This is a genomic window from Amycolatopsis sp. WAC 01376 (genome assembly GCF_003947415.1).
In the GTDB taxonomy this organism is placed as follows: domain Bacteria; phylum Actinomycetota; class Actinomycetes; order Mycobacteriales; family Pseudonocardiaceae; genus Amycolatopsis.
Genome location: NZ_QHKL01000014.1, coordinates 91,210 through 117,741, shown reverse-complemented (window position 1 = coordinate 117,741; position 26,532 = coordinate 91,210). Strand labels below are relative to the sequence as shown.

General features: G+C 68.3%; 17 protein-coding genes. 6 read left to right on the top strand and 11 right to left on the bottom strand.

Going from position 1 to position 26,532, the window contains the following annotated elements:
• Positions 1-22: 22 nt before the first annotated feature.
• Both DMH03_RS41035 and DMH03_RS41030 read right to left on the bottom strand, forming a co-directional pair.
• Positions 23-880 carry a CPBP family intramembrane glutamic endopeptidase gene (locus tag DMH03_RS41035; RefSeq protein WP_233611923.1) on the bottom strand — a complete coding sequence of 286 codons (858 nt, stop codon included), beginning with the start codon at positions 878-880 and terminating at the stop codon, positions 23-25.
• 187 nt (positions 881-1,067) lie between these two features.
• Positions 1,068-2,141: a GNAT family N-acetyltransferase gene (locus DMH03_RS41030; RefSeq protein ID WP_199749232.1), complete on the bottom strand. Its 1,074-nt coding sequence runs from the start codon at positions 2,139-2,141 to the stop codon at positions 1,068-1,070.
• Between the two features lie 36 nt (positions 2,142-2,177).
• On the opposite strand from DMH03_RS41030, the gene DMH03_RS41025 reads away from it, so the two are divergent.
• The gene (locus DMH03_RS41025) at positions 2,178-2,645 is read left to right on the top strand and encodes a MarR family winged helix-turn-helix transcriptional regulator (RefSeq protein WP_125797382.1); all 468 of its coding nucleotides are present in this window, start codon (positions 2,178-2,180) and stop codon (positions 2,643-2,645) included.
• A gap of 139 nt (positions 2,646-2,784) precedes the next feature.
• On the opposite strand, the gene DMH03_RS41020 is transcribed toward DMH03_RS41025, so the two are convergent.
• The 5 genes from DMH03_RS41020 to DMH03_RS40995 form a co-directional block, all read right to left on the bottom strand.
• Positions 2,785-3,855, bottom strand: a complete 1,071-nt coding sequence (locus tag DMH03_RS41020) for a family 43 glycosylhydrolase (RefSeq protein WP_125797381.1) — start codon at positions 3,853-3,855, stop codon at positions 2,785-2,787.
• 380 nt (positions 3,856-4,235) lie between these two features.
• On the bottom strand, positions 4,236-4,841 hold the full coding sequence (locus DMH03_RS41015) for an SMI1/KNR4 family protein (protein WP_199749221.1): 606 nt from the start codon (positions 4,839-4,841) through the stop codon (positions 4,236-4,238).
• A 403-nt stretch (positions 4,842-5,244) separates the two neighbouring features.
• Entirely contained in the window at positions 5,245-6,219 is a 975-nt protein-coding gene (locus tag DMH03_RS41005) for an NAD(P)-dependent oxidoreductase (protein WP_125797380.1), read from the bottom strand.
• 192 nt (positions 6,220-6,411) lie between these two features.
• The gene (locus DMH03_RS41000) at positions 6,412-6,897 is read right to left on the bottom strand and encodes a hypothetical protein (protein WP_233611908.1); all 486 of its coding nucleotides are present in this window, start codon (positions 6,895-6,897) and stop codon (positions 6,412-6,414) included.
• Positions 6,898-6,908: 11 nt separating this feature from the next.
• A complete protein-coding gene (locus DMH03_RS40995; protein WP_125797379.1) occupies positions 6,909-8,252 on the bottom strand; it encodes an MFS transporter in 1,344 nt (447 codons plus the stop codon).
• 172 nt (positions 8,253-8,424) lie between these two features.
• Here DMH03_RS40995 and DMH03_RS40990 point away from each other — a divergent pair, with 172 nt between their 5' ends.
• Positions 8,425-9,687: a helix-turn-helix domain-containing protein gene (locus DMH03_RS40990; RefSeq protein ID WP_199749220.1), complete on the top strand. Its 1,263-nt coding sequence runs from the start codon at positions 8,425-8,427 to the stop codon at positions 9,685-9,687.
• A 78-nt stretch (positions 9,688-9,765) separates the two neighbouring features.
• Positions 9,766-11,802 carry a fatty acid desaturase gene (locus tag DMH03_RS40985; RefSeq protein WP_125797378.1) on the top strand — a complete coding sequence of 679 codons (2,037 nt, stop codon included), beginning with the start codon at positions 9,766-9,768 and terminating at the stop codon, positions 11,800-11,802.
• On the opposite strand, the gene DMH03_RS40980 is transcribed toward DMH03_RS40985, so the two are convergent.
• The 3 genes from DMH03_RS40980 to DMH03_RS40970 all read right to left on the bottom strand — a co-directional run bounded on the left by DMH03_RS40980 (position 11,760) and on the right by DMH03_RS40970 (position 21,601).
• Positions 11,760-18,362 carry a LamG domain-containing protein gene (locus DMH03_RS40980; protein ID WP_158633171.1) on the bottom strand — a complete coding sequence of 2,201 codons (6,603 nt, stop codon included), beginning with the start codon at positions 18,360-18,362 and terminating at the stop codon, positions 11,760-11,762. The two genes, DMH03_RS40985 and DMH03_RS40980, sit on opposite strands and share 43 nt — an antisense overlap.
• Positions 18,363-18,571: 209 nt before the next feature.
• Positions 18,572-19,369, bottom strand: a complete 798-nt coding sequence (locus DMH03_RS40975; RefSeq protein WP_233611906.1) for a hypothetical protein — start codon at positions 19,367-19,369, stop codon at positions 18,572-18,574.
• Positions 19,370-19,531: 162 nt separating this feature from the next.
• A complete protein-coding gene (locus DMH03_RS40970; RefSeq protein WP_125797375.1) occupies positions 19,532-21,601 on the bottom strand; it encodes an ATP-binding domain-containing protein in 2,070 nt (689 codons plus the stop codon).
• 374 nt (positions 21,602-21,975) lie between these two features.
• Between DMH03_RS40970 and pip the strand changes: the two genes are divergently transcribed.
• A complete protein-coding gene (gene pip / locus DMH03_RS40965) occupies positions 21,976-23,001 on the top strand; it encodes a prolyl aminopeptidase (RefSeq protein WP_125797374.1) in 1,026 nt (341 codons plus the stop codon).
• Between the two features lie 34 nt (positions 23,002-23,035).
• The gene (locus DMH03_RS40960) at positions 23,036-23,449 is read left to right on the top strand and encodes a hypothetical protein (protein WP_125797373.1); all 414 of its coding nucleotides are present in this window, start codon (positions 23,036-23,038) and stop codon (positions 23,447-23,449) included.
• Positions 23,450-23,865: 416 nt separating this feature from the next.
• On the opposite strand, the gene DMH03_RS40955 is transcribed toward DMH03_RS40960, so the two are convergent.
• Positions 23,866-25,422 (bottom strand): MFS transporter, encoded by a 1,557-nt coding sequence (locus DMH03_RS40955; protein ID WP_125797372.1) that lies wholly within the window; start codon positions 25,420-25,422, stop codon positions 23,866-23,868.
• A 191-nt stretch (positions 25,423-25,613) separates the two neighbouring features.
• Here DMH03_RS40955 and DMH03_RS40950 point away from each other — a divergent pair, with 191 nt between their 5' ends.
• On the top strand, positions 25,614-26,447 hold the full coding sequence (locus tag DMH03_RS40950) for a TetR/AcrR family transcriptional regulator (RefSeq protein ID WP_125797371.1): 834 nt from the start codon (positions 25,614-25,616) through the stop codon (positions 26,445-26,447).
• Positions 26,448-26,532 lie beyond the last annotated feature (85 nt).

The following is a 26,532-nucleotide window of genomic DNA, read 5'->3' as shown; positions in this document are numbered from 1 at the left end:
CGCTGGCAAGCATTCGGCGAGCTTAGCGCCGTCGCATGGGCACGAGGTCGCCGCGCTTGTGAGCGGCGATGAGCATGGGCACGGCGAGCAGCAGGCTCACGGCGACGGGAACGATCGACCCCTCGATGCCGAACTGGCCGCCGGTCACCAACTCCGGGCCCGTCGGTTCGGCGATCAGCAGACCCGGCGACGCGTGACCCGAGACCGGGAGGCCGAGCAGCCCGACGGTGGTGTTCCAGGCGAAGTGCAGGCCCACGGCCGCCCAGATACTGCGCAGCCACAGGAAAGTGGCGCCCAACAGGACACCGGCCTCAACGGCGATCGCGAACCCGGTCCACAACGAGGCGCCGGGGTTGGCCAGGTGGATGGCACCGAACAGCACCGCGGTGCTCGTCAGCGCGAACCAACTGCCTCCCAGCCGTTCCAGCCCCTGCAGCAACAGGCCGCGGAAGAGCAGTTCCTCGGTCACCGCCGCGCCGAGTTGCACCGCCGCGATGCTCACGACGGTCGCCACGGCGCTACCGGACGCCCAGGTGAACGAGAACTCCGTCATCACCATGAGCATGGAAACGGCGATGAACATGAAGCCAAGCCCGATGCCGAGCAACGCCAGGATCCCGGCCCGTGCCCTCGCGATCTCCGGCGTGCTTCGCCGCGCGACGTAGCGCATCACCGCCCAGTAGACGGCAACCGCGGCGATCGCGCCCACGACCGCCGGCACCGGCGACCCACCCGAGGACAGCGCCGACACCCCGCCGACACCGACGATCCCGACCAGCATCCAGACGAGCGGGAACCGCAGAATGCGGCTCGCTCGCCCAGGCTGGTGATCCGCAGGCGCGATCGAGCTCGGGTGCATGGTGACCTCCAGAAGAACCACGGCCGCACGGTTGGGCGACGCACTGGAAACGCTAGAAGCGCGCCGACGCCGGCGAATCACCTGCGAGCGGACGATCCGGGTAGCTCTCACGGGGGATGGGTCGGCACTGTCCCGATTCGGCGGCCACCGCCCCGCATCGTGACCGCGTGCAGCCCTTCTCGCGCGGCGACCCGCATACAGGCGTCGATCACCGTGATCCCTCCCGCGGCATGGCTTTGGTGAGGCATACGGTCCCTTCCGGTCCGGCCGCCGGAATCCGGCGGTAGCCCTCACTTTCGTAGAGTTCGACGTTGCGCGTGCTTTTGGCGCCGGTGAACATCAGGACCCGCCGCGTGTCCGCGCCCGCGACGGACTCGGCGCCGCGAAGCAGCCAGCGGCCGAGTCCCCGGCCGCGCAGATCGGGCACCACGGCGAGCCTGCCGATATGCCAGTCACCGTCGACGGCACGCGCCCGCACCATCCCCAGCAGCCGCGCGTCGAGCCACACGCCTGTGACGTGCCAGCCGGCGAGCCACTCTCGCACCTCGTCGAGAGACTCGTGCAGGGCCGGGATGTCGAGGGTGTCGTTGAGCAAGGCCTCGTCCACCCAGCAGCATCGCTGCAGTACGGCCACTTCTTCGGCGTCGTCCGGGGTCAGCCGTCGCGCGTGGGATCCCGCGAGCGGGCCTGCGGACGTCGTGTCGCGCAGCCGCTCGCGCAGCGGCCGCAGCGCGTTGGCGACACGGACGAGTTCGTCGAGCAGGGCGACGCCCGCCTCGTCCCGGGATGCGTCCGCTCGCAGTCGGCCCGCCGTCACCGCCTCGCCGATGCGGATCGCGACGGTGGCCCCGAGGGGGACCAGCCGCAGCGTGGTCACGATCTGCTTGGCGTGCTGCACGGCTCGCGTGCCCGCCGAGGTGTTGCCGTAGCTGACGAACCCGATCGGCTTCCACGCCCATTCGGCGCTCAGGTAGTCCAGTGCGTTCTTCAGCGTCGCCGGCATGCCGAAGTTGTATTCCGGCATGACCGCGACGATCGCGTCCACCGAGTCGACGAGCGCGCTCCACCGCCTGGTGTGCTCCTGCCGGTAGATCCCGGAGGACGCGTGCTCCTCTTCGTCGAGAAAGGGCAGGGCGAGGTCGCCGAGCGCCACCGGCACGAGCTCGGCGCCCGACTCCATGGCCCGCTCGGCGACCGTGTCGAGCCACCACCGCGTCACTGCCGGGCCCAGCGCCCCGGGTCGGGTGCTGCACGTCAGGACAAGGACGCGCGTCGATTTCATTGACATGGAAACGAACCTAGATGCTAGGTTGTTTACATGTCAACGACAGTGCGCTGGCTCACCGCCGATGAAGAACGGGCATGGCGGGCTTTCCTCCGGATCACGGTCGCGGTCAAGACCGGAACGGCCCGCGACCTGGCTGAACGGGGTCTGTCCGAGGCCGACTACGAGGTACTCAGCACGCTCTCGGAGCGACGGGGGAACACCAGCAGCCTGGGGGAGCAGGCGGACAAGATGGGCTGGTCGCGCAGCAGGCTCTCCCGGCACGCGACGAGAATGGAGGCGCGTGGGCTGCTGCGCCGCTCCCCGGACCCGGAAGACGGCCGGGGCTGCCTGCTGACGCTGACCGGCCACGGTCTCACCGTGTTGGAAGAGGCGGCGCCCGCGCACCTCGCCTCCGTCCGGCACCACTTCATGGACCACCTCACCCCTGACCACCTGAACACTCTGGAGGACATCGCGCGCCGACTGGACGAGGCGAACAACACGCCCGGGAAGGGCTAGGAGTGTCTCGCTGCCCGGAACAGCGGAAGGAGAGGCGATCGACCTTGGCCGATGTGGGTGAACGGCGCGTTCCTGTTGGTGGGTGCGATGAACGCGCCGTTCACGACATGCCCGGGCGAGACATCCGGCTCAGTGGCGCCTAAGTGAGGTAGAAGCCGCCGTCGTTGCGGAGGACCGTCGCCACGATCGGGAACCGGCTGCTGCCGTTCCACCAGTGGTAGACCGCGTGGTACTGGCCGTTGGCCGCCTGGAAGAAGTCCATCCCGCCTGGGCCGGGGTGGTTGCCGGGCAGGCCGCGGTAGGGGTTGAGGCCCCCGGTGCCGGTGTACCCGAAGTACGGCCGCTCGGCCCCGTTCTGCCGTGGTGTGCAGCGCGTCGACGGGAGCGGGCCGGTGCCGCACCTGGCGATGCCGGTCGAATACCGTGCGCTGTCCCAGTTGTTGCCGGAGTAGGCCAGGTACCAGTAACCGTCTGCGGACTTGAACATCGACGGGTTCTCGATCACGTGCGTGCCGCCGCTCATCCGGGTGGTCTCCCAGCCGATGTCGGTGCTCTTCAACGCGTCCCGGCGGGTGGCCCAGTCCGCCATGCCGTTGGAATGGGTGCGCACGACCGAGATGCCGGTCTCCGGGTACGAGGTGATCGCGTCGTCCCGGTAGGCGACGTACATGGCGCTGCCCGAGACGAACGGGTTCGCGTCGATGGCCCAGCGGCCGCTGCCCGGGCACGCCCACTCGACGGGGTTGGTGAACGGCCCCCGTGCACTGCCCGAGACGGCGCGGCCGAGGCATTTCTGGCCGCTGCCCCGCTTGGACGCGGTGTAGTACATGAAGTAGGTGTCGCCGAAGCGGACGACGCCGGGCGCCCAGACGTTGCCCTCAGCCCAGCTACCGGGCCCGTTGGGCAGTGCATCGGCGGACGCGCAGGTGCCCACGCCGACGGTGTTGCCGGAGCCGTGCGCTAGCACCGGCACGAACAGTTTGCCGGTCACGCCGCACCGGGCGCCGACACCGGCGCCGACCGTGGTGCCGTAAGTGACGTACGTGCCGTCCTTCGCCTGGACGGTGTCCGGGTCGGCGAGTGGGAACGTCGACTCGGCGGCCGCGGTCGAGACACCGTCGGCCGCACCGGCCGTGTTGACCGCCATGACAGCGGTTGTGGCGGTCGCGGCGAGCACGCCCGCCACAAGTAATCTGGTCCACTTGCGCATACTGAATCCCTTACTGGGCAAGGAGAGTGGTGTCGGTCAGGAGGAGCACCCGGCCACCCACGGTCGACGCGGCAATCCCTGCCGCTGCGATGCCGAGCACGATTCACCGGGTGACCGGCTGCTCTCCCCGGTTACTTGTGGACGGACAAGTGCGCCAGTTGCAAACTATGTGACCCCCATGGCCAACGCGACTGAAAGCGCCGAAACTGCCGGTCGATGCGCCCGTACGGCCTATCCGGCGGTGCCGTTCGACAGCGTCGGGGAGCTTCGCCACAGCGGTTGGTCTGGAGTGTCCGTGAGGGCCTCCTTCCCTACCCTGAGAGTAGGGAAGGAGGCCCTCACGAACCTCGGCTTCAGCCAGGTGTCAACCTGGTGTCCGTTCAAGCGAACATGTCGGCGTAGGGATCGGGCTCGCCCGTCATGGGGTCCAGGCCTGCTTGGAAACGCCGTTGCTGTTCTTGGTGGTGGACGAAGGAACTGACTCGTCCCCACAGCGACAGATCGCTGAGTGGGCATTTGTCGAAATCGGCGGTCATGAGTCTGCGGATGAACTCGGCCATGCCGCACTCGAACAGCGCCCAAGCCGGTGATTCGTGACGACGCCAGACCACTACCGGCCATCGGTCCGGGTCCGGGTCGGTCATCAGCCACCCCAGCTCGTTGCCGTTGCATCCGGTTCCCCAGGGCAGCACTCGGTGCTCGTCCGGCGGAACACCGGGGACGCCTCCCTCGATGTCCCACAGATCGCGCAACTGCTTGCTGTGCTCGGAGATCGATCCCGACCAGCTGTCGCCTGTGGACAGAGGAGGAAGGATGACCAGGTTGTCGACGGCTCCACCGCCGTAGACGGCCATGAAGGCCTGGTAGTCGCTGGGCAGGGCGGTACCCAGGTGTGCCTCGACCGCTGCCCAGTCAACGCGCTCGTCGGCGCCGTGATCATTCGGCATGATGCGCAGCAGCGCGTCAACGTCGGCGCGACCTGTCATCTTTCCTCCTGGTTCCGCGGGAGCCGCATCGTATCCGGCCGCACCGACAAGGCCATCGATCTTTTCGAACGTTCCGATTCCTGGCCCTCCATCGCGGCTCCCGCCGCATCTTTCTCGGTAGGCAATGGGGAATACCGGCGTTCTCGCGAGGACCGGCATCCGTCAGGCTTGTTCTGACCCTGCTTGGCCAGGCCGTCGAGCATGAGGGTGATGAGGCCGTCGGCCTCGGTCCGCCACCGACGTCGTCGCGGACTGCGCCGTTTTTCGCGGCGGCGGTCACCAGATCGGTGACAGCCTGTTCGAGTGCCCGGCCCCCTTCAACCTGAGCGTCCGAGTGGGTGGCCATGAGCCTCGGCCAGTGCCTCCCGGGTGGGGAAGTGGCGGTAGAGCGACCAGGTTGTGGTCACGATGGCTCTGTGGTGGCCCGTGATGTCGAGGCGGCGTTTTGGAGGGCTTTGGTGAGGTCGTCGGGCTCGACGCCGAGTTCTGCGCGGGCGATGTCCGGGTCGAGGACCATGGTGGTGGCGTGCAGGTTGCTCCATTGTGTCGGGTCGAAACCGAGGGTGAATCCGTGGCGGCGTTGTCGGATGCCTTCCCTGCGGATCAGAAGTCGGATGGCGCTTGGACGGAGCTTCCAGATGCGTTTCGGAGGGTGGCCGGCAGCGGTTGCGAGGCGGGTGAAGAGGTCGGCCCAGGGGAGGTTCGCGGTGACGAGCGGATAGTTGCCATTGACTCGACGGTCCAGCGCCGCTACGGCTGCTTGCGCGACTTGGGTGACGGTGACGACGGCGGTGGTGCCAGGGTAGGCGAGGATGCCCGCGTTGCCGATGGACATGCTGTGCAGCATGGGTTCGAGAGGTGATTGCCGACCGGGGGTCGTGCCTGCGACGTAGGGGAGTTCGAGAACGGCCACGGAGGTTTCCGCGTTGACCGCGGCGCGTGCGCGTTCGGCTTGGTCGATTCTGCTGGCGATGTAGGGGCTGAGTTCAGCCAGGCGGAGTGCCGGCTGTTCGCGCTGCAGGGTCGCGTAGAAACTGCCGAGGATGACAGCGCGGTCGCACTGCGCCCGGCAGCCGGCGGCGAGCAACCTGACCACGGGTGCGACGTTGGTGTCATGGAAGAACGCGGTGATGTCGACGTTGCGCGGTGCGGCGACGGCGGCGGCCGATGCGACGACGATGCCCGTGTGGCCGGCGACGATCTTGTCGAGCCGGTCTTCGGACAGATCTGTGAGGTCGCCGAGTTGGACCGTCACGGCGGCGGGGAGGTTCGTGGGTGGCGTGCGGACCAGCACCGTGACGTCGTGCCCGCCGGCCAGTAGTTCACGCACGATGTGCTGTCCGATGAAGCCGGTTCCGCCTACTGCCAGGACCTTCATGGGGCTGTCCTTTCATCGGTCGCGGTGCCGCTGGAGCGTTTCGTGAGCGAGCGGATCGCGCTCGCCGGGGTCGAGAAGGCCTTCGACGCGATGCACGCCGACGAGGTCCTCGCGGGCCCCGGCCCGACGCCAAATCGCTCTTCTCCGACTTCTCCGACGATCACTTCTCCGTCCGCGCCGGCGAACCAGCCATTAGAGCGGTGGCCGGTACTTCCGGGTGAACCGGACGCCGTTGAAGGTGTGGGTGCAGCACGGGCAGGCAGGCTCCAGGTCGCCGGCACCCAGTTCGGGGTTGACGACCTGCAACCGTTTGTCGTCGTCCACGTAGAGGCCGCTGTAGTAGCTGGCATCGCCGAGCCGCACGTATTCGCGTCGTTCGTGCGGCTGCCGAGCGACCAGCCAATGGATCGGGTCGGCGGAGTCGAGCCGGGCGGCGGCCTCGTCGCGCACCTCGTCCCAGTCCGCGCCGATCTTGCCGAGCAGGAAGCGGAACAACGGCGTGTAGTCCAGGCCCCGGCGTTCCCGCCGTCTCATGGACCCGCGCGTGAGGTCGGAGCCGCGTTCGGTTTTCGTGTTGCGCTGGTGCCGGTAATCCCCGCCGTGGTCGTGGTGGACGGACCTGGCCCGGGTGTTCACGCGGCGGTACAGCGGCTCCTTCACCACGCCAGCCTGCCACATGGTGCTCCTCGTCACCGGCTGTCGGAGTTCAGGTCGGTGCCCCGGGTTTCGGCGCTGAGGAGCAGTGCGACGAGGGTGACGGCGATCGTGCCGACGAGGTACAGCACGACCGCCGTGGGGCCCTGTTTTTCGGCCAGCCACACGGCGATGAGGGGTGCGGGTGCGCCGGCGATGATCGAAGAGCCTTGGAACACCAGGGAAGCACCGGCGAAACGGCGTCGGGTCGGGAAGAGTTCGGCGATCCAGGCGGCTTCCGGTCCGGCCAGGAGTCCGTGCAGTGCCGCGCCGACACCGACGCCGAGATAGAGCAGAGGCAGATTGTCGGCTTGGACGACGGCGAAGAAGACCGGTGCCCACACCGCGAGGCCCGCCGCCGGGACCAGCATGGCGATACGCCGTCCGACGAGGTCCGACCAGTAGCCGCCGGCCAGCATCCCCGCGAACTGCAGCAGTGACCCGACGGCCACGGCGAGGAGGACGTCGGACCTGTCGTAGCCGAACGTCTTCGTGGCATAGGCGACCACGAAGACGGTGTAGACGTAGAAGGCCACGTTCTCGCCCAGCCGCACGCCGAGACCGCGGAGGACGGGACCGGGGTGGGCGAGTGTCTCGAGAATGCTCGACCGCTCCTGGACGGCGTCCGCGGATGCCGTGGCCCGTGCCTGCGCCTCCTGGAACACCGGCGACTCGTCGATGCGCCGCCGGATCCAGAAGCCGATGACCAGAAGCGGGATCGCGAACAGGAAACCGACGCGCCACCCCCATTGGTCGAAGGCGTTTTCGGGCAGTACCAAGGCGATCCCGCCGACCACGGCGGTGGCCAGCACCGTGCCCAGCGGCGCTCCCGCCTGCGGCCACGCCGACCAGAAGCCGCGCCGCTTCGGGCTTCCGTACTCGCTGACCATCAGTACCGCCGCGCCGAACTCGCCGCCGAGGGCGAAACCCTGGATCAGCCTCAGCACGACCAGTGAGATCGTCGCCCCGATGCCGGCCTGAGCGTAGGTGGGGAGCAGCCCGATCGCGGAGGTCGACAGCCCGAGCAGCAGGAAAGTGGTCACCAGCATGGGTTTGCGGCCGAGCCGATCGCCGAGATGCCCGAAGACGATGCCGCCGATCGGGCGTGCGACGAAACCGAGTCCCTGCGTCGCCAGCGCGAGCAGCAACTGGGCGAACCCGTCGCCACCGGGGAAGAACAGCGGCCCGAGCACGGTGGCCGCCAGGATTCCGTAGAGCGCGAAGTCGTACCACTCCAGCACCGCGCCGGCGGTGCTGCCCGCCAGTACCCGCCTGAACGCCGACCGGCTGACACCGGACCTCGGATCGGCCGTTTCGTGCGAGGCGGGCACGTTCGTCACTGTCGCTCCTCGTCGAGTCGGCCGGATAACGCACGGCGTCCGATATGCGAACATAGCGGAACGCTTATCGGACACGTAGGAAGATAGACCGCGGTGGCGGGATCGCGCAAACAAAAAGGGACCGGGGGCGCTGTCCCAGGCGTGAGCGAGTGACCGCCGATAGGCTCCCGGAATGGGTGTGAGCGCGGGTGATCCGGCAGAGCTTCCCGAATCGGTGATGCTCGAGCTGCGCAACCTCACCGCCGGACTGTTGGCGAATGTGTCGTCGTACGCCGACGACATGTTCGGCTACATCCTCGAACGCATCCCGGAGGCCGGCGCCGACGACGACCTCCGCGGGCTGACACTCGGGTCCTGCTCGTCGAATCTCGAAGCAGCGCTGTCGATGGTGCGGCACGGTATCGACGTCGGCGCCGCGACGGCGCCGGTCACCGCCCTCGAGCACGCTCGCGCCATGGCGGCGCGCGGCTACAGCGTCGATGTGATGCTGCGCTTCTACCGCATGGGGCACGCCTACTTCAGCGAGCGCATCCTGGCCGGGATCACGGCTTTCGTGCCGGATCCGGTGCTGGCGCTCGCGGTGGTGGACAACCTGCAGCGCTACGCGTTCGCCTACGTCGACCGCATCTCGAGCGAGGTCGCCGCCGAGTACGTCGCCGAACTGGACCGGATGCAGAACCGGGTCCGGGCAGCCCGCACCGACGCGGTCCGCGGACTGATCGCCGGGGACCGGATCGACCTGGGGCGGGCCGAGCGCACGTTGTCGCATCGGTTGACCGGATGGCAGACCGCCTTCGTCTGCTGGACCGATCGCGACGACGCCGATCTCGCGCGCGTCGGTGCCGCGGTCGGCGCTCACTTCGGTTCCGGTCGTCCCCTGCTCGTCCCGGACGGCGCCCAGGCGCTGTGGGGCTGGGTCTGCGGCACGCGCGCTCCCGGAGTGGCGCCGGAGGACCTCGCCTCCTTGGCCGGCCGGATCCCCGCCATGGTCCGGATTTCCATCGGCACGCCGGCGAAGGGCTCTGGCGGTTTCCGTGACTCGCACGTGCAGGCGCAGCGCGGCCGTCGGATCGTCGAGCTCTCCGGCCGGGTCGCGCCGGTGACGTCGTACGCCGAGCTGGCGCTCGTGGACACGATGAGCGGCGATCTGGACCTGGCCCGCGCCTTCGTCGTGACCGAACTCGGTGCACTGGCGGTCGAGGGGCGCCGGGCGGAGGAGGAAAGACGGGCGCTGCTGGCGGTGCTGGACGCACAGGGCGGGCTGGCCGCCGCGGCCGAAGAGCTGGGGGTGCACCGCAACACCGTGCTGCAGCGCCTGCGCCGGGCGGAGGAACGTCGCGGGCGTCCCGCGACGGACCGTGTCGCCGAGTTGCATGCCTCGCTGCGGCTGGTGCAGGTGCTGGGCCCGGTGGTGCTCACGCCGGAACCCGGCTGAGCGGCATGTGCGGCGCGCACATCCTCATGGGCTCCGAACCACTGGTCGGGCCGGCTCACGCTTCGTACGTTGCCGGGTATGTCAGCGACCCCAGACGCAGCCTCACGCCACGCGCTTCCTGACCCCGGCGAACGGGTCCCGGCGATCTCGTGGCCCATTGTCGGCATCTTCTGCGGTGCCATCGCGGTCTTCGCGTTCTCCACCTGGGCGGCGCTGACCGGCGGGCTTCCCGTCCCGGTGACGGTCTTGCTCAGCGCGGCCGCGATCTTCGTGCTGTTCACCGTGCTGCACGACGCCGCGCACTACTCGGTGAGCACTCACCGCCGGGTCAACGTGGCCTTCGGCCGGGTCGCGATGCTGTTCGTGTCGCCGCTGATCTCGTTCAAGTCGTTCGCGTTCATCCATATCGAGCACCACCGCAACACCAACGACGACGAGAACGACCCCGACCATTTCGTCAGTGGCGCTCCGCTGTGGCAGGTCCCCGTCCGGTTCGCGCTGATGGACGTGCCGTATCTGGGCTTCCTGGTGCGTCATTGGCGGCGCCGCCCCCGGGCGGAGGTACTGGAGACCTCGTTCCTGCTGGTGGCGAGTGCCGCCGTGATCGTCGCTTCCGCGTTCACCGGGCACCTGTGGACGCTGGCGGTGCTGTACCTGATCCCCGAGCGGCTCGCCATGGTCGTGCTGGCGTGGTGGTTCGACTGGTTGCCGCACCACGACCTCGAGGACACGCAGCAGGAGAACCGCTACCGCGCGACCCGCAACCGCGTCGGCGCCGAATGGATCCTCACCCCCTTGCTGCTCTCGCAGAACTATCACCTCGTGCACCACCTGCACCCCTCGATCCCGTTCCACCGGTACGTCGCGACTTGGCGACGCAACGAGGAGGCCTACCTCGAACGAAACGCGGCCATCGGCACGGCCTTCGGCCAGCAGCTCGACCCGGACGAGTACCGCGACTGGAAGAGGCTGAACGGGAAACTGGCGCGGCTCCTCCCGGTGCGGATGCCGAAGCGATCTTCCGCCCGTGCCGCGGTGTTCCACCCGGTCCGGGTCGCCGGGGTCGACCGGTTGACCGGCGACAGCGTGCTGATCAGTTTCGACGTACCCGACGATCTACGCGACGAGTTCTCCTTCGAGCCCGGTCAGCACATCACCGTCCGAACCGACCGCACCGTCTTCGGAGGCGAGGAGGTGCGGCGCAACTACTCGATCTGCACCTCGGCCACCTCCGGCACGCTGGCGATCGCCGTCAAGCACATCCCCGGCGGGGCCTTCTCCACCTTCGCGATGGAACGGCTCCAGGCAGGCGACATCCTCGATCTGATGACGCCGACCGGTTCGTTCGGCATACCGCTGCACCCACTCGCCACGAAGAACTACGTGGCGATCGCCGCCGGCAGCGGCATCACCCCGGTGCTCTCGATCCTGCGGACGACACTCGCCGTCGAGACCGAAAGTCGCTTCACCCTGTTCTACGGCAACCGTGACGCGGCCGGCACGATGTTCCGCGAAGAGCTGGAAGAACTCGAAGCGCGGTACGCCGACCGGCTCCGGATCATCCACGTGCGTTCCCGCGACCCGCGGCACCCCGCGCAGCTGCGAGGCCGCATCGACCGCGCGAAGCTCGCACAAGAGCTGGGCTCCGACCTATCCGTCGCCTCGGTGAACGACTGGTTCCTGTGCGGCCCGGCCGAGATGGTGACCGACCTGCACGGACAGCTCGTCGAGCGCGGCGCCGAGCCGGACCGAGTCCACATGGAACTCTTCCACGGCTACCGGAAGCCCAAGGCCACCGAAGACTTCATCCCCGCGACGATCGCGGTCAGCCTGCGCGGCCGACGGCACGAGGTCCCGCTGGCAGCCGGCGACACCGTCCTCGAGTCCGCGCTGAAGGCCGGACTGGAGGCGCCGTATGCCTGCCTCGGCGGAGCCTGCGGCACCTGCAAGGCGAAGGTCCTGCTGGGATCGGTCGCGATGGAACAGAACTTCGCCCTGTCGCGGGCCGACGTCGAAGACGGCTACGCGCTCACTTGCCAAGCGCACCCGACCACGCCGTCGGTCACGGTCGACTACGACACCTCCGAACGACCGGTCACGGCCACCGAGCGGTGAGCTGCCGCGTTCGGATCCTCCGAAGCCCGTGGCGCCGGAACGAGCTGCCCGCCGCGCCCGGTTTCCGGCCGCGGCAGCAGACCGGAGGCGTATCCGGCTTGGAAGTACGCCACCGTGTCGGTCAGGATCCGGTTCAACAGCGCCACTTTCGCGGGATCCGGCTTCGTGAGGCGGGTCGCGGCGAGGAACGCCGCCCACCACGGCACGAGATCGCCGAGTTTCGATGCCGTGTGGCCGTCCAGCGGCGCCAGCACGTTCGCCACCCCGTTCCCGATGTCGGCGGGGGAGGGGTGCTCGGTGGGCACCTCGTCCTCGACCAGTTCGATCAGCAGCGGGTTGTCTGCCAGGTCGATCACCTGCGCGGGCTCGTGGGCGACCGTCTGGTCCGGATTGGTGTCGAACCGCGGCGGTACCCGGCTGACGTAGGTGACCCGGTGCAGCAGCCGCCACGCGCCCTGCCCGGTCAGCTGGACGTTGCGCAGGGCCACCGCGTCCGGGTCGCTACTGGAGGCCAGCCATTCCTTGTCGATCACCTGATCGTGGAACGTGTCGCCATTGTCCGCCGAAGGCGGTAAGTAGATCGACATGAACCGGTAGGCGTCGACCTTGCCGGGGCAGTAGTCCGGGGTGTAGCCGGTCCCCGCGTGGTAGCCCTGCAGCATCGGATCGCCAGGGCAGGTCACCGCCAGTGAGAAGCCTCGCGACTCGTTCTCCGACTTGCCGACCTGGACTTTGACGTGTCCGCCGAACAACGCGTCGATCGCGCCGTACAGACCGTATTGGGCGGTGAAGGTGATCTCGCCGGTGAGGCCGGTCAGATGCGTGTAGTCGCTGAACCCCGTGTAGACGCGTTCGTGGGCGGCGGAGAACTGCTCGGTTTCGGTGTGCAGGCCGCCGGACGCCGTCCAGACGTACCGGTTGGCGATGCCGCGGGCCGGGACGTCCCCGCCGAAGTCGTAGAACTGCTCGTCCTTGATCCCGTCCAGGTCGGCGCTGCCTTTCTCGCCGAGGTCCGCCGCCTTGAACCGGTCGTACCTGCTCCGCAGGGCCGCGTCGGACTTCGCGATCTTCGCGGCCAGCCGGTAGGCCTCGTCCGGCTTGAAGTAGCTTCCTCTGGCGACGTCGGCGCGCGGGAAGTCGGGGTCGTTGACCAGGCCGACCTTCCCGTCGAGCGTCCCGTTCTTCACATAACGCGGGTCGATCTGGAAGGTGAGGATGGTGCGGTCCGGCGGGAGGTCCAGATCGGGCAGCACCATCTTGCCCACCATCGCGCCGGTGGAGTGCAGCCGCATCGCGTACAGATCGGCCGTCATCGACTCGACGAGGGCGTACCCGAGGTTCAGTGGCTGGTAGCGGCGGCCGACCACCGGGTTGAGGTAGTCCGACCGGTCCGGCCGCGCCTGTTCCCACATTCCCCGCAGCCCCAAGGTGTCCGTCGTGGTGCGGGTCCACGCGGAGAGGTACGTTTCGTCCCGCTGGCGGGCGGTTTCCAGGTTCGACTTGTGCCGGGCGCCGATCTTCCCGGTACCGGCGGTGAGCAGATGCGTCCACGCCAGCACGGACGCGCTGTCCGCCCATTTCGCGGCGACCCCGGCTTTCGTGTCGATCTCCATTTTCAGCGCGGTCTTGTAGTCCGACGACGTGAACTTGACCGACGTGCTCTCCTCGGCCCGGACGGTGACCGTGGACGCGTCCTGATAGGAGTTGTAGCCGAACGGGCTGTCGTAGAGCGGGCGGGACAGGTTCTCGCTGGGCACCGGCGGCGCGCCCTCGATGTACCCGATCAGCGTGGGCCGGGTCTGGATCTGGCCCAGGTACACCAGATCCGTCTCGCCCATGCCGTAGCCGGTGGACAACGTGAGCGTGGTGTCTTCGAAGAAATAGGCACGACGCATCACCGCGTAGGGCGTGCCGTCCCCGTGTGTCTCCATCTCCGGGTATTCGACGACCGCGGCCTTGCCGGAAAGCGGGCGCTGGAACCGGGTCCGCGGACCTTGGTAGACGTTGGTGAGCTGAGGACCCTCGTTCGCGACAGGCGCGGTGGAGGCGGCATAGCCGGGTGAGCCGACGAGACGCCCGTTCGCGCCCCGGCCGGTCAGGTCCGCGCTGGTCTTGTCCAGTGACCAGTAGCCCGCCAGGTCGGTCTCGTCGCCCTTCAGCTTCCGGAACAGGGTGGACGTGATCTGGGAGCGGGTGCGCGCGGAGCGCCAGATCCGTACCTCGGCCAGCGATCCGGTGAGGGTGTCCTGGAAGTTTCCCGCGCTCTGCCGGTAGGCGCCGAAGGTGCATTGGTCGTATCCGAGATAGCCGTCGACTTCGCCCGCGGGCAGCACCGACCCGATCGGCAGGCCGTCGTGGTAACACCGGTACCGGCCGACGTCCTGGAGCACACCCCACAGATCCGTGTCGGTGAGCAGGAAGTCGTTGTCGTTCACCGAATCCGCGGCGACGTTGCCGGAACCTTCGGTGAACCACCACGCCGAAACCACGCCGTGGTCGGTGTCGGCGGCTTGGTTACGCCGGAGCACCGACCGCACCTGGTCGGCAGACAAGCCCGCCGACCAGAATCGCAGCCCGCCCAAGGCACCGGTGAAGCGTGCTTGCGCTTCCAAGGCCACCCGGCCCGCCTTCGACGGCGGAGTGCCGATCCCGAGTGTCAGTGGTGCCGAGGAATCGACGGACGTCACGGTTTTCGCGCCACTCAGTGTCGTCTGCGCCGTTCCGTTCTCGAAACCGTCGACGTAGATCGTGAGCGTGCACAGCAGGCCGGCCTTGACCTGAGCCGAAGTCAGCGTCACGGCGATGTGGACGGCAGGGCCGGGCAGGACGGATGCGCTGCTCCGCACGGTCAGCCGGGTCCGGTCACCACTCGCAGGGTCGGCGAATACGGCCGTGCAGAACGGATTTCCGCCGGAGTCCAGCGCGAGCCGGAACGACTGGTCCTTTCCGGATTCTCCCCACTGCGCGAGGATCGTCTGCTGCAGACCGGTGGAGCCCGCCCCCTGCACCCAGCAGTCGATGCTGAACTGGCCGTCGAACGCGAGGTCGCCGGGTTCGGGGCAGATGCCGTAGGCCGGCGGAGCCGCGCCCGCGAGGTTCAGTTTCAGGGCACCGGCCGCCTGATAGCTGACAGCCACGTGGTTCCACTCGCCGGGACGCAAGCGCGCCCGGGCTCGCACGGGCGCCGTCCCGCCGACGCCGGCGACGATGCCGAGGAACGGGTCGTCATCGCTGGAGCCGACCGTTTGCGATTTGGCGAGCTTCAGCTGCGCGTCGAGCGCGGACCCGGTCGCGGTCGCGTGGTTGGCGAAGACCGACTTGGCGGTGGTGTGCCCCTCGGCCAAGGACCAGGCGCACTCCAGCCCCGGTTCGTTTCCGGTGAGCGCGGCGGTGTCCGTCTGGCGCAGTTCCGCGGCCGTCCTGGCGAAGGACCAGAGACGCACATCGGACAGCGCGCCGAACATGCTGACGTGCGGGCCGATCGCCGCGCCGATCGCCAGCGACGGCGAGGTCGACTTCGACGGTGGTTGCAGCTTGACGTTCCGCACGGCGCCGACCAGCACGGCGCCGACGTAGATCTTGAGCGTCCAGCCCCCGTTCCGCCAAGCCCCCGTCGCCGCGACATGCGACCAGACACCGGCGGGCAGGGGACTTCCTGCCGTGAGATAGCTCGACTTCGGCTCGTGGCCTTGCGGCCGGTATCCCAGCGACAGATGGCGCCCGACGTCGAGACCGAGATTGAGCAGCGGCTTGCTTTTGCTTTTCTCGTCGCAGACCTGCAGGACGCTGCCGAGCCGGTTCGCCTTGGGACACGGCTTCTGGTCCGGTTTGATCCACGCCTCCCAGGTGAAGCCGGTGGGGCCGGGCGTGAATGCCGGGTTCGACGGCACCGAGAGGTAGGAGCTTTTGGCGTTGTTCTTCTGGGTGAAGGCACCGAAGCGCACCGTGGGCAGGCCGGCGACGCCGAGATAGTAGGACGGCGTGAGTTCGCCCGGCCCCTTCACCGGCCCGTTGTCGTAGGTGATCACCGTGGCCGGGTCGCTGCCTTCCGGCCGGATCCAGGATTCCATGGTCCAAGCCGGTCGCGGCGCCAGCTGGGTGTTGGTGAGCGCGACGCTCATCGCCTGGTGGCCGTTCAGCGTGAGTGCTTTCGCCTGGTGCGCGGCAAGCCACTTGCCGTTGTCGCCGGTCACCGTCCGGGTACTCGTGCCGTCCACCGCCCGCGGTTCCCGGCCGAACAGCGGGCTTTCCGGCGGGAGCGCGGTCATCGCGATCATCGCCCGGCCGGCGGTGCCGTCCGGTGATGGCGGGGTCGGCGAACGTCCTTGCCAGCTCGCCGCGTCGACCTGCCCGGCGGCGAGATCTCCCACGTCGGCCGGTTGGAGCACGTCGAACAGCACCGAGCCGCCGCGCAGATCCAGGGGAGTGGTGAAGGACTGGTCGGCGACAGGCCCGGGTTTCGGATCGGCGGAGATGTGGCCGAACACCGTGTCGGCCGCACTCCAGACACGCAACCGGGCGATGAAACCCGCCTGGTCACGCGGAACGTTCTCGAGTTTCACGGCGGGCCGCCCGCCGGCGACGAGGGAAAGGGTGCAGTGCGCCGGATCGCCGTCCGCCGGGGAGACCGTCAGCGACAGGTCCCCGGTCGTCTTGCCGAAGAGCAGAATGCTGCCGCCGCCGGTGCTCAACGCGTAGACGGGTGTGTCGGCCGCGGCCCGGTGATAGGGGTAGGTCGCCGGATCCGCGTCACCGTTGAGGATCGGCGCCGCGTTGGCGGTGCCCGCCGGTACCGCCCGCCAGGTCTGCACCGCGGTGACACCGGTGCCCGAGGTGTAGCGCATGACGAGATCCACGGTCCCGTTCGCCGCGGCGGTGACCTCGACCCGGGAGAGCGGCATGTCGGGACGGTGGGAGATCAGCACGAGCCTGCCCGCCGAGGCCAGGGGCAACCGTACCGACGGCTGGTGGCCAAGGAAGTCGTAGAACGGCCGGGTTCCGGACAGGACCGCTTTGTCGGCGGGGTCGTCGGAGAACGCTCCATTGAGGACAGAGACCATGGTCCGGACGTCTCGCGGGACACCGCCCCAGTTCTCGTGCGGCAGGCCGGCGGCGGTGCCGTAGTCGATCGTCACGTCGCAGAGGTCGGCCGCGGTGACGCCGTCACGGACGCAGGGCGCCACGGTCGCCACGACGTCGTCGAAGGTGCTGCCGCTGCGCCGCGCGATCAGCGTGAACGTGCCGGTCTGGTCGTCGGCGTTCCAAGGCATCGTGAGCCGGGTCCTGCTCACCGTGGGGTCGTACTGGGCGACCGCGAAGGCTTCGGTGCCCGCCGGGCCGGACGACTGGGGGAAGTAGCAGTGCACGAGCCCGTCGGCACTGTCGAGGACGGCGGGTGCGGCGGCCGGTCTCGGCGTGCCCAGCAGGACCGCGCTCACCGTGCCGGCACCGGCCGAGCGCACCGCCCCGGCGGGGACGTGATGGTCGCCGGTGCCAGGGATGAAACCGCCGCCGCTCAGCGTGCCGTCGATCAGCACACAGCCGATCCCCGCCGGGAACATCGGGATGGTCCCGTCCGGCAGCACGCCGAAGTCGTAGACGGCCAGCGCTCCCGGCAGTCCGGCCCCGGCGACCGGGACGGTGACGCCCAGCCGGACGGCCCGGCGAAGGCTCGACGGCAGACTCGGCTCCGCGCCTGTCCTTTCCTGCTCGGCGTACAGGCTCGCGCCGACACCGGCGGTCGGGGCCAACGGGGTGCTCTTTCCCGAATTCCAGAGCATGGGGGTGATCGTGAAGGTACGTGCCAGCGCCGGATCGACCTCGATGCCGCCGGTGCTGTCCTGCGGATACGAGACGAAGGTGAGGACTTCGCCGGTGACGGCGATGATGTGCCAGCGGCGGACATCCGCGTCCGAAGTGGGCGCGAGGACGACGTCGAAACGGCCGCCGGTGATACCGGACAGCGACGGCAGTTCGATGGTGGGCTCCGGGAACGGCTCGTCGATCATGTTGCGGAAGCCGAGTTCGTCGCCTGGGCCCGCCGGCGCGTCGCGGCGCTCACTGCGCCGGTATCGCACCTCCCACACCCGCTCCATCCGCCAGCCGCCGTGGTTCTCACCGTCACGCGAGCCGCTGGTCCGCTGTGGCGGAGTCCGCACGAGCGCGAAGCGATCCACGTAGAGAGTGCCGGTGGCGGACTGGCGGAAGCACGAGATGTACCTGCCGTCGGTGACGGCACGGAAAGGCGCGTCCGCGGGCTTCGGAGCGGCGGCGGCCGAATCGACGGTGATCAGGTCCATGCCGGCGATCCGCAACAGTGGACGGTCGTCCGCCGACCCGGCGGTTTTCCCGGTGAGCCGCAGTTCGTTCCAGCCCGCCCATTCCTCGGGAACGCCGGGATCCGCCCCGGAGACACGTACGTTGTAGTACAGCGAATCGACCGTCGTGGCCGCTTTTCGCGCGAGTAGCACCACTGTTCCCGCGAGGGTGAGACCGACGGGATCGACCAGCGTAATACCGTTGCAGTCGGTCGAGGGCCAGGTCTGTTCCGAGGTCGTCATAGCCATTCCTCACTCGGGGAAATGTCGGCGACCTTTTATGGTATTGAGCCAGGAGCACGCGGACAGCCCCCTGGAATAGTGAAAGAAAATGACGCACCGTTTTTCCGGACGGCGGTTCGTGAGCCTGTTCGGGACGATGGCTTTCCGACAGTGTGTTTCTCGGGGTTTGGCACGGGCCGGGCGGTGCGGCGCCCGGCCCGTGCGTGCCGTCAGGCCAGGCGGACCTGGAAGACGGCGACCCGGGCGTCATGCCCGTCCACGCGCATATCCACGGTCTTGGTGTCGATGAACTGCTCCTGGACGACGCCGTTGCCTGCCAGCCAGTTGATGCGGTCGATCCCGGTGCCGAAGCACCGGCGCTCCGTGTCCAGACCGGTGGCCCTGTAGTAGTTCGGGTTGTTGGTATCCGCGGTCCAGAAGACCAGGCGCCCGACGTTGTGGTGCGCGAGCACGCGACTGGCGTGGATTCTCTTGTGCTCGTTCCACTCGTCGCGCAGGTCGGTGCGCTGGTCGCCGTTGTACGCGTTCGCGATGTAATGCGAGTTGATCAGCGCGAACTGGAGCGTCGGATGGCTCTGGTGACGCACCACGACCTCGTTGATCCAGCGCGGCGGGGTCACCCCGGTGATGCCGCCGTGCACGTACGTGGTCTTCGCGCTCGCCACCTCCCACGGCTGCGGGATCGAGATCGGGACCCGGAACGACGAGTTGTGCCGCAGGAACGCGTTGTTGTACAGGGGCCCGAAGTAGTGGTCGATCATCGCGGGCTCACCGGTGTCGCCTTCGTTGATCTCCTGCCAGCCGACCAGAGGCCGCACCAGGGGGTCACAGTTGCGGACGGCGTCGATCGCGGCATCGCGCGCCCCGAGGTTGTCGCGGCCGATGTTGGCGGTGACGATCGGCAGCCGGATCCATCCCGTCGCGGCGGAAGCCGTGCCGGCACCGGCGGCCATGATGCCGAGCGCGGCACCACCACCGAGAGCGAGCGCCTTGCGTCTGTTGAGCATTCCGGACACTGCAGATTCCCTTCTCACGCTGTCACTGCGGGACACAGCCCGTCAAAGTGTCACAGAATGCGGCGCGGTTGTGACCCCCGCGCGCCAAAACTGCCGCTTGCTGGGCAGTGCTCCGGGGGGCGTGACCTCGATTCGTCCAGTCGGTCAGCGGGGTCAACCGCGCAATTCGCTCAACTCGGGCACCGACAGTTCCTGTAGGCCCGCCAGTTCGGCCGGTATCGCGCCTGGATGCACGATGCCGAGCCGTTGGGTGGCTCGGGTCATGGCGACGTAGAGGTCGTTGTGTCCCAAGGGTTCGGCGAGGATTTCCGCGGGATCGGCGACGATCACCGAGTCGAACTCGAGTCCTTTGGCCTGGCTGGGTGTGAGGACGACGATTTTCTCGGTGAGGTCGGGCGGCGTCGCGACGGACAGGGCTTTCGCGAGCCGTTCCAGCTGGGCCGGCGGGCTGATGATCGCGAGTTGTCCGTTGTTGTGCGCTTCGGCGAGTGCGGAGATCACCTCGGGAAGATCGGTGGGCGTGGTCCGGATTCGCCACGGCGGCTGGTCGCAGGAGCGGATCGATCGGGGTGGCCGCAGCCCGGGATGGTGGGCTTCGAGGAGGTCGGTGGTGGCGGCCATGATCTCGGCCGGAGTCCGGTAGTTGACGGTGAGCAGTGCCAGGCGCCGGCGATCGCCGGAGTGCGGCCGGAGCACGTCGTCCCAGGACGTCGCTCCCGCCGGTGTCCCGGTCTGGGCGAGGTCACCGACCACGGTCATCGACTTGGAAGGACACCGGCGCGACAGCATCCGCCAGGCCATCGCGGACAGTTCCTGTGCCTCGTCGACGACCACGTGCCCGAAGGTTTCCCCGCTGTGCTCACCGAGGACGGCGGCGGCCTCGTCCAGCAAGGGGATGTCCGCGATGCTCCACCCTTCGGACGACGTGCCGGCCAGTTCGGCGACCAAGTCTTCCGGGGTGAGCCGCGGCCAAAGGAGTTCGAGCGTGTCCTGCACGGAGGCGTCGGCCTGAAGTGCGTCGCGCAGGCGGGCGGTGTCGGTCTGGTCGAGCAGGCTTCTGGGGCCGTCGAGCTCGTCGGTTCCGATCACGACGCCCGCGGCCGCCAGTGCTCGAAGGTCGGCTTCGCTCAGGCTTCCGTCGAGGTTGCCGCCGTCGAGGGCTTCACCGGATTCGGTGAGCAGCAGCCGCTCCATCAGATCGATCATGATCTGTGCGAGTTCGTCCACGATTTCCCGGTGGAAGACCAACCTGGCCTGGTTGTGCGGAAGCCCGGTCTCCCTGGCGGCGGCGACAGCGCGCCGGCAGCTGTCCGGGTCGAGCCGGAGCACCTGGTCTTCGAACTCGATCTCGACCGGCGTTTCGGGCGTCCGTACCCGCGAGCGCGCCGCGGCGGTTATCCGCTCGGCCATCTCTTCGCGTCCTTTCGCCTCGGCCGTCTCGGGCGAGTCCTCGCGGCTGATCAGGACGTTCGGCACCAGGTCGGCGATCGTGGTGGTCACGACGGTGTGCTCGCCGAGACCGGGAAGGACCTGCCCGATGTAGTCCAGGAAGATCCGGCTGGGGCCGACGACCAGGACACCGCGCGAGCGCAGGTGTGGCCGGGCGTAGAGCAGATAGGCGAGCCGGTGCAGGGCGACCGCGGTCTTGCCGGTGCCCGGGCCGCCCTGCACCACGAGCACGCCGGGATGGTCGTCGCGGATGATCCGGTCCTGCTCGGCCTGCAGGGTGGTGACGATGTCGCGCATCCGGCCGGTCCGATCGGCGACCAGCGATGCCAAGAGCGCGGCCTCGCCGATCAGGGTGTCGTCGCTCGCGCTGTCCAGATCGAGCAATTCGTCGTCGAGCGCCGTGACCGCCCGTCCCCGGGTGGTGATGTGGCGTCGCCTGCGGACGCCGTGCGGGGCGGTGGTGGTCGCGGTGTAGAACGGCCGGGCGGCCGGCGCGCGCCAATCGACCAGGAACGGCTCGTCCTTGCCGTCTCGGAACAAACCGATCCTGCCGATGTGGACGCGAGGGCCGTCCTGCAAGTCCAGCCGACCGAAGTACAGCCCCTCCTCGGCGAAGTCCAATCGGGATAGTTCCGTCCGCCAGAACTTCACCGTGTCGTGGTCTGTGTCCGGCACTGCGGTCAAACGGGCCGCCGCCTCTTCGCGCAGCGTGTCCAGCCAGGCGTAGCAGGTGTCCAGGTGCTGTTGTTCGATGTCGATCTCACTGCCGGTCAAGCCGCTCGTCTCCCCGCCACTCAGTGTTCGATGCTTCCGAGAGTGCCTGGAGATTTCCGGAAACTGCAGTCTTGTTCTTTCGGACGGCCTCAGCCGCCCGAAAGACAGACCGAGGGCCGTCGTGTGATTACCCGACCTTGAGAGAGGCCCTGCCTCCTGGGCTCGCCGAGCACGTCCGGCATTACAACGGTCGACGGCCGCACCGGAAAGGCCAGGGACCCAGTGCCGCGGCTATCGGCTTCCAGGCTTCAGGGCATTGACGGCGTAGCGGCCGGTGGTCCAGGCGATGGCTCGGCCGAACTGGTCGAAAATGGTGGGGGTACGACTTCGCCCCTTGCCTCTCGTTGAGCACCCGCGTGCGAGATCATGGGTGGATGGCGAATACATCCGACGACGCGCGTTACCCGCCGATCGAGCCGTACGAGTCAGGCATGGTGGATGTCGGCGACGGCCATTCGCTGTACTGGGAGGTGTCGGGCAACCCCGGCGGCAAGCCGGTCATCGTGCTGCACGGTGGTCCCGGCACGGGGAGCTTTCCTGGGATGCGGAGCCTTTTCGACCCGGACCGCTACCGCGTGGTCCTGTTCGACCAGCGCAATTCCGGGCGCAGCATCCCCTCGGCCGCCGACCCGGTCGTCGACCTGTCGGCCAACACCACACAGCATCTCGTCGAGGACATCGAGGCACTGCGGAGCCACCTGGGCATCACCCGCTGGCTGGTGTGGGGTCGCTCATGGGGTGTGACACTCGCTCTCGCCTACGCCCAGGCGCATCCCGGGCAGGTGACCGAACTGGTGCTCGCCGCCGTCACCAAGGGGGACCGGCGCGACACCGACTGGATCACCCGCGACATGGGCCGCGTTTTCCCGCGCGAGTGGGAACGATTCCGCGACGGTGTGCCCGCCTCCGAACGCGACGGCGACCTGTCGGCCGCCTACAGCCGGTTGCTCCACGACCCCGACCCCGAGGTCCGAGCCGAGGCCGCACACAGGTGGTGCGAATGGGAGGACACGCACATCTCGCTGGCCCCCGACGCCACCCCGTTCCTGTCGATCGCCGACCCGGCCTTTCAGCTGACCTTCGCCCGCCTCGTCACCCACTACTGGTCCAATGGCTGCTTTCTCGACGAAGGGCAACTGCTGCGCGACATCGAGCGGCTCCACGGGATTCCCGCCGTGCTGATCCACGGGCGCTACGACGCCAGCAGCCCGCTCGGGATCGCTTGGTCACTGCACCAGGCCTGGCCCGGAAGCGAACTCGTCGTTCTCGACGACACCGGTCACAACGGCGCCAGCATGACCACCGCGATCATCGCCGCCACCGACCGCTTCGCCCAGCCGTCCGCGCCAGGTTCTGCGACCCCGGCAACCGTACGAGCTGCCGGCCTCATGAAGGGGTGAGGGCGCTGCGGTGTCACCGAAGTACGGTCACCGCGTGTCTCATCCCGTGACCCGAGCCTCGTTCAACCACGCTTTGCTGCCCATCGCCAACCCCCGCGAGCTGCCCGCTCCGCAACGGTTGTGGACCAATTCGGAATGGGAGCGGATCAGGCTGGGACTGCAGGAGAAGGACATGAACGACAAATGGATGGCGTTGGTCGAAGGTGACCGGCTGTCCATCTATCGCGCCGGAGCCGGGCAGTGCGTCTACGACGCCGTCTTCGCCCCTTGCGAAGGTGGCTACCGAATCATCACGGCCCGGATGGAGGCCGGCCGCAACGACCGGTCAGACCTGCACAGCGCCTTCCTCGAACTGCTGATCACCGGACAGATCCTGCACTCGCCCGCCAGTGACTTATGGGCCAGGTTCACCGCACTGGGCGGACTCCGCGCCCTCTTCGGTTCCTGACCGAGTTGCCCACGGCCGCTTAGCCGTGTCGCTATCGGCGCTCTAGCACTTCATTCTCGACGCCCTGGCTGGGGAGTGAACCCTCTGAAGATCAACCCATGCCGACATTCGCATCGAACGCGACCCCGCTGGCTGTGCCCGGTTCGCTCGGCTGCGCGGCGGACATCGAACCGCGCAGCCGCCAGAATCCGCCGGAAATCATCCGAAATGTGAACGATTTCCCCTTCTTCGTAGCCTGGGTGCGAATCGGCTGCCTGTTCTTGGCATTCTTGTCCCGGTTCGTATCGAGAGTTCTCCTGACCGAGGGCTTGATCTGCCCCGGGCCGGTGTCGTCCGTCGGAAACCCCGGCCGGTCGGTTCATATCTGCGCGGTAGGGCCCGCGCACCGTAGTTCGGGCCTGCCCCGCCGAAAACTCTCACTTGTCGATAGTGGTGGATTCGTCGTCTGGTCGTGGTTGCTGTGCGGCACGTGAGGCGCGGAGCATAGTGGCGATCAGGATGGCTCCGCCGGCTGTCACGAGAACGCTGACCACTGCGGCGATCCGCATCTCGTGGGTGAAGGCGTCGAAGGCCACGCCTCGCAGTGCGTCCGCGGTCTGGTGCGGAAGGGCTTGCGCGGTGTCGACGGCTCCGCCCAAGGTTTCCTTGGCCGCCGCCAGTTCTGTGGGGTCGAGGCCGGCGGGGGCCTGGGACGCCATTTGCGAGCGGTAGACGGCGGTGCCGATGCTGCCCAGGACCGCGATGCCCAGCGCGCCGCCGAACTCGGCGGAGGTCTCTGCGAGTGCGGAGGCGGCGCCTGCCCGCTCCGGCGGTGCGGCGGACAAGATCACCTCGGTGACGACGGCGGCCACGCCGCCGATGCCGAGGGAGACCACCGTCAGGGCGCCGACAAGGTAGCCGATGCCCGAGCCGGTTCGGATCAGGGACAGCGCGAGGTATCCGGCGGTCGCCACCAGAAGTCCGGCGATCATCACGGTGGGTTTGCCGATACGGTGCGCCATCGCGGTGGCCAGGGCGATACCGACGGGCATCACGAGGAATGTGGGCAGTGACCACAAAGCGGACTCGAAGGGGCTCATGTCGAGCACGAGCTGCATGAACTGCCAGTTGAACAGTGAGAAGCCGATCATGGCGAAGGTGTTCAGGGCGTTGATGAGCAGCGGCACGGTGAACCGGCGGGTGCGGAAGAGCGCGAGGTCGATCATCGGGTTCACGGTCGTGCGCTGGCGGCGGAGGAACAACGCGCCCACGGTGAGGCCGGCGAGGACGCTGACCGCCGGGGTCCAGCCGAACCCGTGCTCGGCCGCTAGTTTGACGCCGTAGATCACGGCGAGGATGGCGACCAGGGACAGCAGCGCGCCGAGCAGGTCGAAACGGCCAGGCTTGGGGTCGCGGTACTCGGGCAGCAGCAACGGCCCCAGTACCAGCAGCAGGATCATCACGGGGACGTTGATCAGGAAGACCGAGCCCCACCAGAAGTGCTCCAGCAGCAGTCCGCCGACGATGGGCCCGACGACGGCGCCACCCGCGAAGCCGGCGGTCCAGACGCCGACGGCGGTGGCTCGTTGCCGGTCGTCGTGGAACATGTTCCGGATCAGGGACAGGGTGGAGGGGGCCAGCGTGGCTCCGGCGATTCCCATGAGGGCGCGGGCCGCGATCAGGACCTCGGGGCTGGATGTGTATGCGGAGAGGATCGAGGCGAGGCCAAAGGCCGCGGCGCCGGTCAGGAGTACTCGCCGTCGTCCGATGCGGTCCCCGAGGGTGCCCATCGTGATCATCAGGCCGGCAAGCAGGAAGCCGTAGACGTCCATGATCCACAGCAGCTCGGAGCTGCTCGGCTGGAGGTCTGCGGTCAAGGAGGGGAGCGTGACGAACATGACGGACAGGTCCATGGACGCCAACACGCAGGGCAGGACCAGGACGGCCAGTCCGGCCCACTGCCTGGTGCCGGCTCTCTTGGCTTCTTCGATCATTCCGTCGCTCCCGAGCTAATTTCATCACGCTGTGCGTACTTAATACGCATGAACGCGTACAAGATACACATACGTGCACGGGCGGCGGCAAATGAATTACTCGCGCGAAAAACCCCTGCTCAGTGCGATGAGACGGAGATGGGATAGCCTTATCGTCACAACCTTCGAGGTTGTGACGATAAGGGAGCGTGATGTCAGAGTCGTCGGCCTGCGTGTCCTGCGGAAGGGCGCTGGAGCCCGCGGAACGAGGGCGCCCGCGGCGCTACTGCTCCCGCGCCTGCCAGGCGCGGGCCTATCGGGCGCGGAGGACGGAAGAGCCGGTCGACGTCCCGGAGGAGGGCGGCACCGCGCCACACCTCACGATCGAGCGCATCGTGCGGGCGGGGATCGCGGTCGCGGACGCTGAAGGGCTCGACGCGCTGTCGATGCGCCGGGTCGCCACGGACCTCGGGGCGAGCACCATGGCCCTGTATCGGCACGTGGCGTCCAAGGACGAACTGGTGGCTTTGATGGTGGAGGCCGCATTGACCGACGTCCCGCTGCCCGATGTGTCGCCGCGTGACTGGCGGCACGGCCTCGAGCGAGCCGCCTATCGCGATTGGGAGCTCTACCACCGCCACCCCTGGATCCTGTCGAAGGTCCTTGTGACGACCCGCACCCATTCAAGCCCGGCACTCGCGGCCGACAGTGAGAGCGCCTTTTCCGCCTTCGACGGACTCGGTCTCGAACCAGCCGACGCCTTCCGGTACATGTTCACGTTCGCGTCCTACGTGCAAGGTGTGGCACTGACCTACGTCAGCGACGTGGAGGCGGAACGTCAGGCGGGACGCGTCAGGCCGCGGACGGGGCACGGCCGGGACGATGAACGCCGCCGGGTCTTCGATCCCGGCGCGTATCCGCGGCTCGCCCCCGCGATGCGCGCGGGCGCCGACCCCTGGGACCTCGACACCCTGTTCTCCGCCGGCCTTGCGGGTGTCCTCGACGGCATCGCGGCCGATCTCGAACGACGGGGAATCGAGCCGTGAAGCCCGGTGAGTTCCTCGGTGGTGCCGGCAGAGAATTCGGGCCCTCGGGACGTGCACCGCGCAGGACGAGACGCCAAAGGGAAGA

What these genes read in the sequence shown, in the direction of transcription:
- DMH03_RS41015 (WP_199749221.1), bottom strand. Translation starts at nt 4,841, where the DNA reads ATGACAGGTCGCGCCGACGTTGACGCGCTGCTGCGCATCATGCCGAAT.
- DMH03_RS40955 (WP_125797372.1), bottom strand. Translation starts at nt 25,422, where the DNA reads ATGATCGAAGAAGCCAAGAGAGCCGGCACCAGGCAGTGGGCCGGACTG.
- DMH03_RS40985 (WP_125797378.1), top strand. Translation starts at nt 9,766, where the DNA reads ATGTCAGCGACCCCAGACGCAGCCTCACGCCACGCGCTTCCTGACCCC.
- DMH03_RS40990 (WP_199749220.1), top strand. Translation starts at nt 8,425, where the DNA reads ATGGGTGTGAGCGCGGGTGATCCGGCAGAGCTTCCCGAATCGGTGATG.
- DMH03_RS40980 (WP_158633171.1), bottom strand. Translation starts at nt 18,362, where the DNA reads ATGACGACCTCGGAACAGACCTGGCCCTCGACCGACTGCAACGGTATT.
- DMH03_RS40975 (WP_233611906.1), bottom strand. Translation starts at nt 19,369, where the DNA reads ATGCTCAACAGACGCAAGGCGCTCGCTCTCGGTGGTGGTGCCGCGCTC.
- DMH03_RS41000 (WP_233611908.1), bottom strand. Translation starts at nt 6,897, where the DNA reads ATGTGGCAGGCTGGCGTGGTGAAGGAGCCGCTGTACCGCCGCGTGAAC.
- DMH03_RS40950 (WP_125797371.1), top strand. Translation starts at nt 25,614, where the DNA reads ATGTCAGAGTCGTCGGCCTGCGTGTCCTGCGGAAGGGCGCTGGAGCCC.
- DMH03_RS41030 (WP_199749232.1), bottom strand. Translation starts at nt 2,141, where the DNA reads ATGAAATCGACGCGCGTCCTTGTCCTGACGTGCAGCACCCGACCCGGG.
- DMH03_RS41005 (WP_125797380.1), bottom strand. Translation starts at nt 6,219, where the DNA reads ATGAAGGTCCTGGCAGTAGGCGGAACCGGCTTCATCGGACAGCACATC.
- pip (WP_125797374.1), top strand. Translation starts at nt 21,976, where the DNA reads ATGGCGAATACATCCGACGACGCGCGTTACCCGCCGATCGAGCCGTAC.
- DMH03_RS41025 (WP_125797382.1), top strand. Translation starts at nt 2,178, where the DNA reads ATGTCAACGACAGTGCGCTGGCTCACCGCCGATGAAGAACGGGCATGG.
- DMH03_RS41020 (WP_125797381.1), bottom strand. Translation starts at nt 3,855, where the DNA reads ATGCGCAAGTGGACCAGATTACTTGTGGCGGGCGTGCTCGCCGCGACC.